Consider the following 15,225-nt stretch of genomic DNA (forward strand, 5'->3'; position numbering starts at 1 on the left):
ATACGCCCAGTATGAGGACGACCCTCCGCCTTGCGATGCACCGCATCTGACGCCGCGCGCTGATCCACCGGGGATTACGGGACAGCCCTTAGGTTCGCTGCGACAGGAGCCCGAACGGCTCGGTTCGTTGAGAAGACGACTCGATTGAGTGAGACGGGACAGCACGCCCCATTCCATATACGGCCCTCGCGGAACCACCTCCCCCAGGCGGACCGTGAGCGGTCGCGGCCCCCCGCTCCGGCGGGGGCGTTGCTGTTCCCAGGTACTGCGGTTCGGGTTTTTTGTACATACGAGGGGGCTTGCCTGCTTGATCGCCCGCAGGCCTGTTCCCATGGGGGAACACAGCCCTGCTTTCACTGGCCTTGAGTGACACCCACTGGCATCGAGCGAACCTCGAATGCGCTGGTCAGGGCAGTTGCCGCAGGTCAAGGCCGGGTCAAAAGTCTGGTTACGGTCCCGCACTGCGTTCCCGAGCGATCGGCCTGTGATCTTCGCACAGAGGTCACAGGCCGATCGTGTTTCCAGATTTGGCCAAACCGTTGACCAAACACGGCCGTCTGGCGAGGCGTACATTCCCCGCCATAGTGAGCATCAGGGGCCGACATCAGCCGCTCGCGGCTCCGGAGCAGCCTGGAGGTCGGCGGTTGGGGTTGGGCAGGGAGAGATTCCCAAGGACGGACGTCGTCGACAACAGACACACACTGTCCCGGGCGGCCCCGGACCGTCCCGGACACATGGGACACCCCAGAGCCCCCCACCCATCCATGGCGGGCGCTCTGCGGTGCCCATCCGGGTTGCCCTGTTGCCGCCGGTCGGCGTGACGGCTCAGATCGCCACATGGATGGCCGAGCTCATCAACACCATCCCGCCAGACGTCCTTGCGGCCATCGGCACGGGCATCGCCGTGATCGCCCTCGCGGTCAAGACATCGCGGGCCTGGTCCTGTCCCTGCACCAGATGACCGGCCGCCGACTTGAGGCCCGGTGTCGTCTGCTGACTGGGTACGGCCTGATCCACATCCTGTGCTGACCCCCGCCCAGCCGCCTTGCCCCCTCCCGCGCTGCGTGCGCGGGAGGGAGAACTTTCGTCGTTACCACGGTCTCATCGAGCGGCGGACGCGGTTGATCACGTTCTGGGCGTCTGCTCCGAACACCGCTGACTCCTTCAGCGTGCGCCAGACCCGCAGGTACGTGGCCACGGAGTCAGCGTCATCGAGCCACAGTTCCGCGTGCCAGTCCTCGGCGATCACCAGCCGCTCGTCAAGGACCCAGAACCCGTTCGCGGTGGGGATCTTGAGCGACGCGCCGAGCGGGATGATCCCCAGCTCCACGGTGTCCATCCCAATCACCCCGGTGAGCCGATCGAGCTGGCTGACGAGCACGGACGGCGGACACACCAGCGCGTGCAGCGCGGCCTCCCACACCAGGGCGTGGAACCTCCGGCCGCCCTGGTAGAGCCACTCCTGCCGCTTCATCCTGGCCCGGACCGCCTCGTCGGTGTCGCGCACGGTGCCCTGGAGGTCGGCGTACCGCAAGAAGATGTGCCGCGCGTAGTCGGCGGTCTGGAGCATGCCGGGGACGACGGCTTCCTCCCACGCGTAGATAGCCCTGGACCGGTCGACCTCCAGGTTCCAGCTGTCCTGCACAGGCCGGTGCCCTGCGGCCAGTTGGCGCCGCCAGGAGCGGACGTGGGACTCGAACCCCTTGAGGCGGGCGTCCAGTTCATCGAGGGTCTCGGGCTGGCCGACGGCGCCGGCCCAGGCCCGCAGATCTTGGGTGGTTGCGGTCTGCCGTCCACCCTCCAGCTTGTACACCTTGGAGTGCGGCCAACCCAGCCGCTGAGCGAGCTGTGTACCGGTGAGCCGGCCTCCTGGGGCCGCGAGGCGTAGTTCCCTCAGGCGTGCTCCGAGGGCTTCCCGAGCCTGCTGGTAGTCCGTGCTCACCGGTGCCGGCCTAGCCCTTCGAGCCGAGTTGCGCCGCGAACTGGTCGTACGGGATGGACGCGTGCACTGCGGCATCGCGCACCTGGCAGTACCGCAACACCTCCGCCGGCTCCGTGATGATCTCTACGTCGTGGAAGCCATCCGCGTCGTCGAAGCGGAGCACGGCTACCAACCGGCTGTCGAAGATCCAGAAGTCCTCGGCAGGAAGGTGCGCACGCTCGGCGTCCTCGCGCCACAGGTTCCGCACGTCCTCGCCCGTGGCCGCGTTGCATCGCGCGTAGCCGAGCAGGAACAACTGCCCCTCGGTGGGCGGGTTGTCGACGACGCGGACACGGCCCACGTACTTGCCGCTGGACGTCTGCCGGCGGATGTTCACGCACCAATCACTGTCGACGTCGCACGGGGCCGTCCCGGTCGTGAGGAACTCCGCGTACGCAGTGTCTTCTCGGTCCGACGCGTAGCCGCGCCGGGTCTCCAGGTGCCAAGCCGAGTGCTCGAACGTCTCGAAGAGTCGGCCGAACTCCTCCAAGTCGATGATCTCGGGTTCGCGCTCCATCTTCTTGGGGCCGTGGTTGACGAGGAGTTCACGCGGTACGGCCACGGCCGCGTCACCGGGGCCGAAGTGCTGGAGCCGGGCGAGGTCATCGGGATCGGTCAGCGGCGTGCCCTGGACGATGATCTCCCCGGAGTCCAGGTCCTCGTGGACCGCAGGGCATCCACCGTTCTTGCTGTCCGTGCCGTTGAACCGCAGTCGTCGCGACATGTCGTCTCCCTCGGTGTCGGGCTTGTCGCCACCAGCATCACCAGGCCGACGGTTCCCATCTACAGCGTGCACCCCCTCACACAAGACCACTGGAGAACATTCGGCCAGAGTGCGAGAACATTCGAGAACATAACGTGGTGCGCGTCAACTGGTCCTACCTACGGTCCTGGTCATGGAGACGGGAATCCAGCCCTTCGGGGCAACAACTGAGCTTTGGTGCCACTGGCACAAGGGCCCCTCCGAGACCGCGCAGCTGGTGGAGTACGGCGAGCGTCAGTCCGGCCCGCCGGTGCCGCTGTACGCGTGCGCACCGTGCCGTGAGCAGCGCGGCCTCAAGCCGCACCGGGACCCGTCGTGAAGCCGGGCCTCAACACGACCGGTAAGTCGTGGAACGGCTACTGCTGGGTCTCGTTCCGGGGTGGCCGAGCGCGCTGCACTCGTGACCCGGGGCACAAGGGCGACCACGAGGACTACTACACACCGGCTCGCTGGCCGAACCGCGGCCCGGAACCGCAGTGACCGCGCCCGCCGTCGAAGGGACGGCCGCACGTACGAGCTGCCGGAAGGCGCCCGTTCCGGCCGCGCAGGCGCTCAGTTGGGAGCAGTACGCCGGCCGGTCCTGTGTCGCCTGCGGCAAGCCGCTCACGACCGGCGCCATCTGGTGCGGCGTCGCCCGCGGCCGGCAGGGCGCCCATGTCCTTGATACCGAGGTGTGGGCCTGCCCCTGAACTTCCGTCCGTTACCGACCGACGGGCAGCGCGCAACGCCCACCCGTGGCGACGGCACCGAGTCAAAGGTCGCACCCGATGAACGCCCGCCCCGGCCAGAACCGTATGAACCGACCGAGGCGGGTTTGCAAGACCCCGTCCTCGCACTCCCAACCCTGGACAGGCCGAGTGCGGGGCCGAGTCCCAACCAGAGCAATTACCAGAGAGGCAGACCTGTGGGAACCATCAGCAACGGACGCAGCACCATGGTGTACGAGAACCTGAACGCCACGGGCCTGGACTGGCGCAAGGCCAGCCGGACCGACCTCGACCCCATCCTGAAGGACTGCGTCATCGTCGCCGCAGCGCCTGACGCGAGGGACCATCCCCACCCCCACGTCCCCGACGGCACCCGCATGGTGGCGCTCTCCGACGACAAGGACCCCGCCAGCCCGGTCCTGTACTTCACCCGCGCCGAGTTCACGAAGTTCGCGCAGGGAATCAGGGACGGCGAGTTCGACGACCTCATGGCCACCGATGCGGAGCTGGAGCAAGCTGCCGCGGCCGCGGCCTGACCATGAACGCCGAGCAGGTCAACCAGGCATTCGCGCGCGTGCAGCAGCGGTTCGCGAGGAACCCGTGCCGGGAATGCCGGGGCCACAACACCGTGGCACTCGTATATGAGGGCGCGGTCATCGTCTCGTGTGAGAACTGCGGCGGCGCCACCCGCAAGGGCCGGCTGGTGGGCAGCGCCCGCCCCACTGGCCGGCGCTGAACCGCTGGACCTGCCCCGGTCCGCCGTCCCCCGTCGGCCGGCCGGGGCTCTTGTCTGGCCGATCGTGACGGACGGGCCGCACTCACTCGCAGAGCAGGTGTGGAGCCATGACGAGCGGCGCAGTCCCACGCGGCAAGGCCCGCGGCCGTCAAGGGGCCCACGTCCTGGGCGTCGACGTGTGGTCCTGTCCATGAACTCCCGTCCGCTGCCATTGTGGCGGCGCGGGCAGCGGGCGGGTCGCAAGCCGCCGCACGGTCCCTCATCCGAGTGGCCGCCGCGGGTCCGCACCACGGTCCACAGGCCGACGCACCACGCTGGAGCAGACCCCAAGGAGAGATCCGAATGGTGCAGAAGCCTCCGTCATGCCCCCACTGCCCGGACCGGCCGTTTCTGTGGAGGGACACCACGCGCACCGCTCCCGGATTCGAGGACCGGTGGCGCTGGCACTGCGCGGGATGCAGGCGCCAGTGGGAGCCTGCCCCCGAGCACAAGGTGAGGTTCACTCATGGGTCACCAGCAGGACGTAGCCACTCCGTGCGGTAACCAGCTGGACGACGGGACGGGCCGCCCTCCCCCGTAGAACAGGTGTGGAGCCGTTCCCGGGGCGCTGCCAGAACGGGCAAGGCGGGGCCTGCGGATCACCGGACCGGCCAGAGACGTTGGCAGCCCGGGCCGTCCGCCCATCGGTTCTGCGGATCACCGGACCGGCCAGAAGCGTCGCGTGCAAGGATGGGTAACCATGATCGTCATCGGCTCATTGCGCCCTGAGGACCGCGCCGCCTGGGAAGTACTGGCGCGCGGCTACAAGAGTTTCTACCGCACCTCGGTGCCCGACGACGGGTATGAGGAGACCTGGCAACGGCTGCTGGGTGACACGGAGTTTCATGGCATCGGCGCGCGGTCGGACGGAAAGCTGGTCGGCATCGCCCACTATCTGTTCCATCCCACGTTCTGGTCGGCGGACAGCTGCTACCTCCAGGACTTGTTCGTTGACGAGGCTGCGCGCGGCCAGGGCGTGGCGCGGGCGCTGATCGAGCGGGTGGCCGGGGTGTCGCGCGACCGGGGCGCTTCGCGCTTGTACTGGACCACCAAGCAGGACAACACCCCCGCCCGCGCCCTGTATGACAGGGTGGCGAGCTTCCACGGGTTCATCCGCTACGACTACCCACTGCCCTAGCTCCGAACCTGTGGTTCACGCCCTGAGCCGGAGTCGTCGGCTGCCCGTGCCGACGAGGCGGCCGGTGGCGCCCGCTCACTCCCCGTCCGCCTCCGCCAGCGAAGCCCGCAACTTCTCCTGCAGCTCCGGGTGTTCCGCCGCTCGCTCCACGTCCAGTGCCGTACGGAACTCCCGTCGTGCCCGCGCCCGTGCTCCCGCCGCCGCGTACGACTCACCCAGGCGGCGCCGGATCTCCATCTCGAGCCGTGTGCGGTGCGGCTCCGAACGCCGCGAGATGCCTGCGTGCAGCGCCAGCGCCTGGCGATGGTGGCGTTCCGCCTCCACGAGGTCCTCCGCGACCGACCCCAGCCGTGTCAACGTCAGCGCCAGCAGCAACGGGTCGCCGGCCTCCCGCAGCAGTGCCTCACCGCGCAGCAGCACCGCCCGCGCCTCCGCCCGTTCGCCGAGTGCCGCATGCCCGTCCGCAAGGGAGAGCAGGCGCTGGCTGATCGGTATCGGGCGGCCGTTGCGCTCCGCCGCGGCGAGCGCCGCCCGCGCGTCGGCGAACGCTGCTTGTACGTCGCCTCGCATGAACCGGCTCATCGACCGCATCGCCAGCGCCAGCGACACCCCCCACTCGTCGTCGGCCCGCTCCAGGACCGGCAGCACCTCGTCGATGGTGGCCGCCACCGTGTCGTACCGCCCCGGCAGGAAGTCCTGGATGGCCAGACCGAGCAGAGGCTGCGCCGCCAGCGCCTCGTCGCCGCTCTCGCGGGCGCACTCCAGCGCCTGCCGGAACCAGTCCCCACCCTGCGCGTTCCGGCCCTGCTGGTAGTCCAGCAGCCCGAGCGACGCCGCCACCAGGACCCGCAGCGCGGGGTCCCCGGTCCGCTCCGCGGCCTGCAGCGCCGTCGTCAGCGCCGTGCGGCCCTCGTCGTAGCGATCGTGGTGGAGGAAGTAGTCCCGCAGCGCCACACCCAGCTGCACCGTCAGGACGTCCTCGCCGTGCGCCGCCGCGTACCGCGGCACGTCCGCCAGGTCCGCCCCCGCCTCGTCCAGCCAACGCGCCGCGTCCCGCGCGGAGTCGAACCGTTGCGGATCCCCGTCCGATGCCCGGCCGTCGTCACTGGTGAGCCGGCCCACCTGGACGTACAGCTCCAGTGCCTGCCGGCGGGCCTGCGCCGTCTCCTCGGGCAGGGCGTCGGCCAGCTTCCGGGCATGGACCCGCACGAGGTCGTGGAGGCGGTACCGCCCCGGGCCCGGCTGCAGCACCAGGCTCGCGTCGTACAGCTCCTCCAGCACGGTCTCCGCCTCATCGACACCCACCCCGAGCATCGCCGCCGGCGTCCACGCGTCGAACTCCGGCGTCGGCGCATGTCCCAGCAGCCGGAACGCCCGCTGCCGTGCCTCGCTCAACTGCTCGTAGGACATGTGGAAGGCGGCCTCCACGCTGCGGTCCCCGGCGCTCAGCTCGCCCAGTCGCCGCTCGTCCCGCGCCATCCGCGCCGCCAGGTGGGCCGGCGACCACGACGGCCGGTGCTGCAGCCGCGCGCCCGCGATCCGCAGGGCCAGTGGCAGGCCCCCGCACAGCCGCGCCAGGTCGGTGACCCCCTCGAGGTCGGCGTCGGTGCGCGCCTCGCCGATCAGGCGCCGCAGCAGCCCGATCGAGTCGGTGGCCGGCAGGGGCTCCAGGGTCACGCACCGGTCCGTGTCCAGTCCGGTCAGCCTGCGCCGTCCCGCGACCAGCACGCGGCTGCCCGGACCGGCAGGCAGCAGTGGCCGCACCTGAGCGGCGCTTCCCACGTCGTCGAGAACGAGCAGCAGCCGCAGCCCGCTGGTGGCGTCCCGCCACGCGGCGATCAGATCGTCGCGGTCCTGGGGTACGTCCGCGTCGGCCGTGCCGAGCGTGCGCAGCAGCCGTTGGAGCAGCCGCTTCGTCAAGGGCCGGTCGCCCGCCGGTGAGTGGTGCGTGCGCAGATCGAGGAAGAGGACGCCGTCCGGGTGCTGGGGGCGCAGCGTCCACGCCGCGTGCACCAGCAGCGATGTCTTTCCGACCCCGGCAGGCCCGTCCACCGTCGCGACGGTGACGGCATCGTCGGGACCGGGCGCGGTCAGCGCGGCGACCTCAGCGACGCGGCCGATCAACTTACCTGCGTTTCCGGGGAGTTCGTTCACCGTGCGAAGCGGCCGGGTCTGCGCCGACACCGGCGCGGGCGATGACCGGGGACGCCGCGAGGCAACTGCCTCGGGGGCCTTCGAGGCGGGTGCCCCGCCCGGGGGGACAGAGCCGTCGGCGGTGGCAGAGCCGCGGAGGACGGCCGTGTCGTCGTGCCGGAGCACTGCCGCGTGCAGGTCCCGCAGCGCCGCGGACGGTGCGGCCCCCAGCTCGTCTCGCAGCCGCCGCCGCAGCCCCTCGTACGCGGCGAGCGCCTCGCCATGCCGGCCCGTGCTGTACAGCGCCCGGATCCTTAGGCCCAGTAGCGACTCGTCCAGCGGATGGGCGGCCTCCAGGGAGGCCAGGTCCGCGAGGACCTCGCTGCCGCGGCCGAGCTGCAGCAGACATTCCAGCCGCTGCTGCTGCAAGGACCGGCGCTCGATCAGCAGCCGCTGCCGTTTCCCGAGCGCATACGGCCCGGGCAACCCCGCCAGCGGCTCCCCGCGGAACAGACGCAGGCCCTGATCGGCGGCGGCGAGCGCCCCCGAGCTGTCACCGGCGGCCAGCAGCCGGCCTGTCCCGACGGAGAGTTCGGTGAGGCGTGCTGTGTCGAGGCGGACCGGTGCGGCGAACCGGTAGCCGCCCGGCCCGACGCGGATCACCGATCTGTCCTGCCCCGCACCCGGCACGTCCAGGGCCCGCCGCAGCGCGTACGCGTAGCTCGGCAGGACGCGCCGGCCCGTCGGCGGCGGCCGTTCGCCCCACACTCCGTCGATCAGCTGCTCGTGGCTGACCAGCCGGCCGCCGCGCAGCACCAGCGCCGCCAGCACCGCCTGCCGGCGGGCCGGGCCGATCGGCGCCTCCCGGTCGCCTCGCCATGCCTGCACGGGGCCCAATAACGCGATGTGCAGATCCTCCGGCGCCCCCGATTCCATCTGGGCCCTCCCCCTGGGTCATCACGGATCATCAGAACTTCATCGCTATTGCAGCGGTGAGCACCACAGTTGGCAAGTCAGCGCAGGAACCGCGGTCGTCGCGGTGCCGCACAGGGGACGGCACCGGGGCCGTCGCCTGCGACCCGGCGCCGCGCGCGCCCGACCCGCGGAGGCGCCATGACCCCTGAGGTTGCGCTGCTCCTGGGCCGCTGCGGCCTCGTTCTGTACGGCCTGGACGACGGCGGCTGCCGGATCCGCGTGGCCGGCGGCCCGGTCGTCGGCCGGGTCGAAGGCAGCGCGGGCGCCTGGAGCGCCCGGGCGCGGCGGCACGACGGACGTCTGGTCCTGGTCGCCACCGACCTGCCCAGCCGGAACGCGGCGGTGTGCGCGGTCGCCGATCACGCCGAGTGGGAGGACCTGGCACGGGTCCGGCCCGCGGAGACGACACGGAGGTACCAGATGACAAGCATGAAGCGGCGCCACCTGTGGAGCCTGGCCCGAGAGGCCCGCAGGGCGCGGGAAGCAGGCGAGATGACGCACACGGTGCAGCTCTACCTCAATCGGCCGGTGTACGGGAAACGGGCCGTCAGGCGGGCGGACCGCGGGGTCGATGAAGCGATCCAGGCCGTTGAGGGCGCGGGCTGGAAGTGCTGTGGAATCGAGCCGTGGCTCGGCACCGGTGTGCTGCTCAGCTTCGTACGGGCCGACTGATGGCATCGAGCCCGGCCGGCTCCGGCGGGCCGGAGGAGCGGCCGCCCCACGCGGCCTACGCCGTGGACCGGGCGGCAGACCATGGGGCGGGCGCCGCATGGCCGGCTGTGATCCCCGGGCAGCCACAGCCTCGTAGTCACAAGCCCTGGTGGAGCCGCGTACGGGCGATGAGCTCCCGGCGTCGGCGCTGGAGCGTTCTCGCACTGGTCGTGGCTCTTCTTGCCGGCCTGACGACATTCCTCGTCTGGCCGCGGCACCAGACGCCCGGACAAATGGCGTCAGTGGCCGCGCAGAGCCTGCGCGCCTGGCACGGCGTCAACTATGCGGGCGCTGCCGTGGACGGCGATGGCGTGATCACCCGTGTGCGCATGACGGTGGCAAGCGACGGCACGGCGTACGGCACGCTGAGCCGGGATTTCGGTGCCATGGCGGAGATAGCCGTCAGTCCGGGCCGGACGCTGATGCGCGGCAACAAGCAGTGGTGGCTCGGGGACAAGCCGAGCAGCGCGGACTCGCTGGCCAACACCTGGATACTGAATCCTCCGCCAAGCGTGACCGGCCTGCTTCCGGCATCGCGGCTCACCCCTGCCGCACTGGCCGGAGCCGTCTTCGACACAGATGCCGTGAACTGGACGCAAGCCGGAACCGCATCGGTGAGCGGTCACCCGGCACGGGTACTGACCAACGGCACGCAACGGATCCTGGTGGCCGCCTCGTCCCCGTATCGGCTGCTGTCGGTCGGCCTTCCGGTATCCGGCCCGTCCGGCCATCGCGCCACGCCGTCACCGTCGGCGTCGGCGTCGGCGTCGGCGTCACCGGGCACCCGGGGTGTGCTCACCTCGATCCACTACGGCCGGCCACACGGCGTCGCACGGGTCGTGAACGCGGGATCGGGTGAAGCCGCGCCGCCCACCGGCCTGTCGTCCGCCGTCAGCGAGGCCGACGACTCGCAGGTGCAGAGCACGGCCGCGGCCGTGGAGCGGCTCGGTGAGACGGAAGCGAAGCCGGCGCAGCTCAGCGAACGCGTCACGGTTCAGCCGGACGTCAGCGTGCATCTCCGCAGCCTTTCGTCGAACCCCTGTGAAGCGCGGACGTGTTCGGCCATGGTGACGGTCACCAATGCGGGGCCCGGTACGGCCAACGGCAAGCTCACGGTGTCCGTCGCGGGCCAGTCGGCGCTGAATACGACCGTCTCGGTGCCACCCGGGGCGAGCGTGCCGTATACGGCGACGGCGATCAACACGGCGCCGGCCAACACGGTGATGCCTGTGACGTGGCAGGCGGTCCTCTACAACCCGGCCGTCATGGGGAACGATCCGGCGCTCGTCAAGCGGCTCGCCGGACGTGGATTCGACCTCAACAAGCCGGTCATCAAAGAACAACCCAATGGCAAGGCCATCCTGCAGACGCTGGACGCGATGACCACCGACATCGGTCCGAACACCGACCGTGGGCGCCGGGCCGACCGCATCAGCTACGTCACGAGCACGATCGCCAACGTGATCAGGCAGCGGGCGTTCCTGCCGTTCTATGAACTGGTCGTCATGACCGACAACTTGACGGTCACGGACCTGGTCAACTTCAGCGAGATGAGGGACAACACCGCTCGGCTCTCATCTCCTCAGGACATCAGGGTGCTGCAGCACGCGGCCGACCTCGCGCGAGCCGGTCACAAGGTCACGTGGGGCATCACGTACCGCCCCGAGGGCGCGCCGGAGGGCTACAAGGCCGACATCCTGGACCTGACGGCACGGCAGGCCATCCAGCAGGAGACCGTCACCGGCGGCACGAGCGAGGTCGAGGACAGTTTCAAGGAGGCGGTGAAGCGGCTCAAGGGCGAGACCGGTGAGATCCCCCCGCCCGGCTTCGACAAGGTCGCCCGGATCAACATCGAACCGAACGCGACCACGCCCCTGGCCGGCATGTCCCGGGACGACCTGCTGAAGGAGCTTCGCAGGCTCAACCTGCACCGGCACTGCGCGCCCACTGGGCCGCCTGTGGTCGACAAGGTCGTGTTCGTCAACCATCCGCCTGGGCAGGACGGCGTGCCCACGCCGGCGACGAACGTGTTCACCTGTGCCGATCTGCGGCCCCAGCTCACCACGGACCAGCGGAAGCAGATCCTCGACGAGCAGATCTGGAAGGCCAACAACGACCCTGTCTGGTTCAAGAAGTACTACCGCACCGACGGCCACCGCCACGACGCCAAGGCCGAGGAGAACGGCGTCGAGCTGCCGGTGCTGGCCAAGGACAACAAGGGCAACTGGATCTCCAGGGACGCCCTGCCGTCCGGACCGTCGGAGGTCCGGCTCAACCCGTCCACTCTGGACCGCGCCTCGGTCGACCCCAAGCACATCGCCCACCTCGACAAGGTGGCGAAGGATCGCAAAGTGGCCGCGGACCTGAGCAACGCGGAGCGCGCGTTCGAGAAGGAATCGACCGCTGAGACGCAGCAGGCACTCGAAGACGCGCAGGAGGCGTATCGCAAGCAACTCGGTGACAGGCCCAACAACAGCAAGATACCCGAGCAACTCGGCGAGGACGCGGCCAAGCTCCACGTCGTCCCCGAGAAGTTCCCGGGCGCCGACTTGGTCGAGCTCCCGAAAACGGCCAACGGCGCCAATGAGTTCGACCAGCTGTACAAGTTCGACGACGGCAGCTACCTCATCGTCGAGGCGAAGGCCCCGAAGAGCGATCTCCAGTGGCGCAAGGGTGCCGGAGACGCAGAGGGCATGATGGTCAAGCAGGGCACCAGGCCGTACATCCAGACGATCATCGCCGAGATGATGACACGCTCCTCGAAGGACGTCCTTGCCGCGACCGACCTGCTCCGGGCACTGAGCCAGGGCAAAGTCCAGTACGTCATGGTCAAGGCCAGTGAGAACACGGGCACCTACGCTGGGGCCGTGCTGGAACACTTCAAGATCGATTAAGGAGACGGCCGGTGGCCACGACGGTTCCCCGCCACGGATATTCCACGGACGACGTACCCGAAGCCCTCAAGGCCCTCGATGAGGCCGTCACCTGGATGCTCAGCGAGTTCGAAGGGTCGGACACCGTGCGTGCCCAGGTGCTGAGCACCACGCTGACTCTCGCGAAGGCGCACTGCGCGAAGGATCCGGAGGCGACGAAGTTCGAGACCTGGGAAGCCTGGGTCACGGCCATGCAGACCGGATCCGCGTTGTTCTCCGCGGTCACGGCGGGCGCGGGCAGCACGGTGACCGTCCGGATCAAGGGCCAGGAGAAGGCCTTGCCCGCGACCGGCCCCCGGTCCCACCTGAACCCCGGAACCTGGGTCACCTCCTTCTTCCTGGCCATGGTCTGCCGCGAGAACGAGCGCCTCAACAAGCTGGCCCAGGTGCCCGTCTCCCTGCTGCGTGAGTCCGGGGCGGTCTTCGACGAGTACATCTACTCCTGGGTGGAGACCCTGCAGAGCTTCTGGCTCGGCCGGCAGGACGTGGGCGACAAGCTGGTCGCCGCGGTCGACGGCACCAGCCCGGAGGCGGCCCGGTACGCCGACCCGGAGCTGATGGCGAAGATCCTTTATCCGCCGGTCATCCTCTTCTACCGCTATCTCCGGCAGGACCACGAGGAATTCGACATCGCGCTGGCCGACGCGCTGCGGTGGCACAAGGAGTACTGGACCGCGACCGAGGACCGGGCCATGAGCACTGACGGTCTCGTCGCCCTCGGCCCGCTCGCCGTCGCCTGCCTCGCCCGCGACGCCGGCTTCCCCATCGACATCGAGTCCGAGTACCTCCCCAAGTCCCTCCTGGAGTTCGCCTGGGTCGGCGAGATCGACACCTGAGCCCCTGCCGTTCCCGGCGCAGGCGGGACCGCGTCCATCGTGAAGCCGTGGCTACGGGGCGAACGAGGGCGTACGAGGGCGTACGAGCCAGGGGGCAGGGCAGAGCTCGCGGGACCGGACACGCGCCCACGGCCGCGCGCGGTCCTCGCGGGACGGCGTGTCAGCCGGCGACGGCCCTCGGCCAGCCCCGGGCGACCGTCCTCTTCGCCTTCTCCAACTGCGCGTCCGTGGGGAACTGCGGCGTCCCCTCAACCGTCGGCAGCCTCGCGGCGGCCGCCTCGTCGAGGGTGCCGTCCTTCTTCATGACATCCATCAGCACCGGACGGGCGTAGCCGACGAGCCGGAGGTTCTGGCCCTCGACACTGAAGAGGTACTCCTGCCACAGGCGGGCAGCCGCCGGGTGCGGGGCGTGCTTGTTGACGGCCAGCGCGTAGTACTGGGCGAAGCTGCCGTCGAAGGGGATCGCGACCTGCCAGTCCACGCCTCTGCCGCGGAACCGTTCGGCGTAGTCGAGGTTGACGTAGTCCCAGTCGATGCTGATGGGCGTCCTGCCGCTCTCGACCGCGGCCGAGGTGGACTCGACGGGGTTGAAGTTGCCTCTCCTGCTGAGCTCGGCGAAGAAGTCGAGACCGGGCCGGATGTCGTCGAACGACCCGTTGTTCGCCAGGGCTGCCGCGTACACGCCGGCGAAGGCGGTGCCGGACCGGGTGGGGTCGCCGTCGAGCGAGACCTTGCCCTTGTACGAGGGTTTCAGCAGATCGGCGAAGGTCCGGGGACAGGGCTTGACCCGGTTGGCGTCGCAGCCGATGGAGATGTAGCCGCCGTAGTTGTTGTACCAGCGGGCCCGCGGGTCCTTCTGGTTGTCCGGGATCGAGTCGAACGCAGCGACCCTGTACGGCGCCAGCAGGTTCTGCCGGGCCGCAGCCCGCGCGAACGTATCCCCTACGTCGATCACGTCGGGCGCGTTGGCCCGGCCCCTGGTCTTCTTCATGGCGTCGATCTCGTCCTGGCTCGAGCCCTGCGGATCGTCGACCGTGACCTTGATCCCGTACTTCTTCTCGAATCCGTCGATCAAGCCGCCGTAGTTGGCCCAGTCGCGCGGAATCGCGATGGCGTTGAGCGTGCCCTCGGCCTTCGCCGCGGCGATCAGCGCATCCATGCCGCCCATGTTCTCGGCGGAGGTGGCAACCGACGGCTTCTCGGGGGCGGGGGCCGGTGTCTCACCGCATGCGCTCAGGACCGCGAGGGTGAGGCAGGCGCAGACGGCCGCTGTTCGGGCACGAGCTGCAGGCACGATGACTCCGAGGGCTCAGGAACGAGCGGTTGTCACGAGGACGAAGGCGGCGAACCGGTCATCGAGGCCAGGGTACCCGGCCGACTCGGCGGCCGGGTCCCGGCCGGTCACCCCCCGGGACCGGCGCCCCACCCGCTGTGACCAGGGGAACGACCGCCGACGGAAGCCGTGGCCGGGCCCGCGGGGCGCCCCGGGAGGCCGGTCGTGCGGCGACTGCGGGATCCCCCCTCACCATGCCGTGTCGTCCCACTGGTCGATCAGGATCTCGCCGAGGCTCTCCGCCGACGGGGTGGTTCCGTCATGGAGGGACAGTTCGGCCCAGATGACCTTGCCCGTGGGGATGTAGCGGGTGCCCCAGCGTTCGGCGAACTGGGCGACCAGGAAGAGTCCGCGGCCGCCCTCATCGGTGACCTTGGCCCGCCGCAGACGGGGCGAGGTGCTGCTGCCGTCGGAGACCTCGCAGATCAGCGCGCGGTCGCGGAGCAGCCGGAGGGTGATGGGCTCGGAGCCGTAGCGGATGGCGTTGGTGATCAGCTCGCTGAGGACGAGCTCGGCGGCGAACGCGATCTCCCCCAGGCCCCACTCCGCGAGCCGGCGGACGCAGGCGGTGCGGACCGGAGCCACCGCCGCCGGGTCACGGAGCACGTCCCACTGGGCGACCTGCTCGGGGTCGAGCCGGCGCGTGCGGGCCACCAGCAGCGCGATGTCGTCTCCGGGCTGAGCGGGCATCATGGCTTCGATCACCGCGGCGCAGGTGGCCTCCGGGGTGCGGTCGGGCCCTGCCAGGGTGGCGCCGAGGGCCGCCAGGCCGGCGTCCAGGTCCCGGTCGCGGTCCTGGATCAGTCCGTCGGTGTAGAGCACCAGCCGGGAACCCTCGGGCACGGTCAGTTCGGCGCTCTCACTGGGCAGGCCGGCTCCCAGGCCCAGCGGCGGGGAGATCGGCAGCGGGGGGAAGGCCACGGTGCCGTCGGGGTGGACC

Annotated in this window: 14 protein-coding genes; 9 read left to right on the plus strand and 5 right to left on the minus strand. The window is 70.1% G+C overall.

Features of this window, described 5'->3' with window-relative positions; genetic code table 11:
- The first annotated feature begins 781 nt into the window (after positions 1-781).
- Positions 782-961, plus strand: a complete 180-nt coding sequence (locus ACWGI8_RS24225) for a hypothetical protein (protein ID WP_453663866.1) — start codon at positions 782-784, stop codon at positions 959-961.
- Between the two features lie 129 nt (positions 962-1,090).
- Here the strand turns inward: ACWGI8_RS24225 and ACWGI8_RS24230 are convergent, their stop codons facing one another.
- Positions 1,091-1,942, minus strand: coding sequence for a helix-turn-helix domain-containing protein (locus tag ACWGI8_RS24230; protein WP_453663867.1), 852 nt, complete (start codon positions 1,940-1,942; stop codon positions 1,091-1,093).
- Positions 1,943-1,952: 10 nt separating this feature from the next.
- Positions 1,953-2,705: a DUF6879 family protein gene (locus tag ACWGI8_RS24235; RefSeq protein WP_453663869.1), complete on the minus strand. Its 753-nt coding sequence runs from the start codon at positions 2,703-2,705 to the stop codon at positions 1,953-1,955.
- A 172-nt stretch (positions 2,706-2,877) separates the two neighbouring features.
- On the opposite strand from ACWGI8_RS24235, the gene ACWGI8_RS24240 reads away from it, so the two are divergent.
- The 5 genes from ACWGI8_RS24240 to ACWGI8_RS24260 all read left to right on the plus strand — a co-directional run bounded on the left by ACWGI8_RS24240 (position 2,878) and on the right by ACWGI8_RS24260 (position 5,364).
- On the plus strand, positions 2,878-3,063 hold the full coding sequence (locus tag ACWGI8_RS24240; protein ID WP_453663870.1) for a hypothetical protein: 186 nt from the start codon (positions 2,878-2,880) through the stop codon (positions 3,061-3,063).
- Positions 3,064-3,220: 157 nt separating this feature from the next.
- Entirely contained in the window at positions 3,221-3,433 is a 213-nt protein-coding gene (locus ACWGI8_RS24245; protein WP_453663872.1) for a hypothetical protein, read from the plus strand.
- Positions 3,434-3,648: 215 nt separating this feature from the next.
- Entirely contained in the window at positions 3,649-3,987 is a 339-nt protein-coding gene (locus tag ACWGI8_RS24250) for a DUF397 domain-containing protein (RefSeq protein WP_453663874.1), read from the plus strand.
- 2 nt (positions 3,988-3,989) lie between these two features.
- Complete coding sequence (locus ACWGI8_RS24255) at positions 3,990-4,187, plus strand: hypothetical protein (protein ID WP_453663876.1); 198 nt, start codon at positions 3,990-3,992, stop codon at positions 4,185-4,187.
- Positions 4,188-4,926: 739 nt separating this feature from the next.
- Positions 4,927-5,364 carry an N-acetyltransferase family protein gene (locus ACWGI8_RS24260; protein ID WP_453663877.1) on the plus strand — a complete coding sequence of 146 codons (438 nt, stop codon included), beginning with the start codon at positions 4,927-4,929 and terminating at the stop codon, positions 5,362-5,364.
- 75 nt (positions 5,365-5,439) lie between these two features.
- Here the strand turns inward: ACWGI8_RS24260 and ACWGI8_RS24265 are convergent, their stop codons facing one another.
- Positions 5,440-8,433 (minus strand): AfsR/SARP family transcriptional regulator, encoded by a 2,994-nt coding sequence (locus ACWGI8_RS24265; protein ID WP_453663879.1) that lies wholly within the window; start codon positions 8,431-8,433, stop codon positions 5,440-5,442.
- Positions 8,434-8,610: 177 nt separating this feature from the next.
- Between ACWGI8_RS24265 and ACWGI8_RS24270 the strand changes: the two genes are divergently transcribed.
- The 3 genes from ACWGI8_RS24270 (at position 8,611) to ACWGI8_RS24280 (ending at position 12,952) form a co-directional block, all read left to right on the plus strand.
- Positions 8,611-9,144, plus strand: a complete 534-nt coding sequence (locus tag ACWGI8_RS24270) for a hypothetical protein (RefSeq protein WP_453663881.1) — start codon at positions 8,611-8,613, stop codon at positions 9,142-9,144.
- 167 nt (positions 9,145-9,311) lie between these two features.
- Positions 9,312-12,077: a hypothetical protein gene (locus ACWGI8_RS24275; protein ID WP_453663882.1), complete on the plus strand. Its 2,766-nt coding sequence runs from the start codon at positions 9,312-9,314 to the stop codon at positions 12,075-12,077.
- Between the two features lie 11 nt (positions 12,078-12,088).
- Positions 12,089-12,952, plus strand: a complete 864-nt coding sequence (locus ACWGI8_RS24280) for an immunity 49 family protein (protein ID WP_453663884.1) — start codon at positions 12,089-12,091, stop codon at positions 12,950-12,952.
- A gap of 160 nt (positions 12,953-13,112) precedes the next feature.
- Here ACWGI8_RS24280 and ACWGI8_RS24285 read toward each other — a convergent pair whose 3' ends face one another.
- Together ACWGI8_RS24285 and ACWGI8_RS24290 are read right to left on the minus strand one after the other, a co-directional pair.
- Positions 13,113-14,246, minus strand: a complete 1,134-nt coding sequence (locus tag ACWGI8_RS24285) for an ABC transporter substrate-binding protein (protein WP_453663885.1) — start codon at positions 14,244-14,246, stop codon at positions 13,113-13,115.
- Positions 14,247-14,474: 228 nt separating this feature from the next.
- The coding region (locus tag ACWGI8_RS24290) for a SpoIIE family protein phosphatase (RefSeq protein WP_453663886.1) at positions 14,475-15,225 on the minus strand (751 nt) is incomplete at its 5' end.

It is taken from the genome of Streptomyces sp. NPDC054841 (assembly GCF_053611045.1).

Bases quoted from the DNA above. Each gene is read 5' to 3' on its own strand.
- ACWGI8_RS24235 (WP_453663869.1), bottom strand. From the start codon at position 2,705: ATGTCGCGACGACTGCGGTTCAACGGCACGGACAGCAAGAACGGTGGA.
- ACWGI8_RS24240 (WP_453663870.1), top strand. From the start codon at position 2,878: ATGGAGACGGGAATCCAGCCCTTCGGGGCAACAACTGAGCTTTGGTGC.
- ACWGI8_RS24255 (WP_453663876.1), top strand. From the start codon at position 3,990: ATGAACGCCGAGCAGGTCAACCAGGCATTCGCGCGCGTGCAGCAGCGG.
- ACWGI8_RS24260 (WP_453663877.1), top strand. From the start codon at position 4,927: ATGATCGTCATCGGCTCATTGCGCCCTGAGGACCGCGCCGCCTGGGAA.
- ACWGI8_RS24265 (WP_453663879.1), bottom strand. From the start codon at position 8,433: ATGGAATCGGGGGCGCCGGAGGATCTGCACATCGCGTTATTGGGCCCC.
- ACWGI8_RS24270 (WP_453663881.1), top strand. From the start codon at position 8,611: ATGACCCCTGAGGTTGCGCTGCTCCTGGGCCGCTGCGGCCTCGTTCTG.
- ACWGI8_RS24275 (WP_453663882.1), top strand. From the start codon at position 9,312: ATGAGCTCCCGGCGTCGGCGCTGGAGCGTTCTCGCACTGGTCGTGGCT.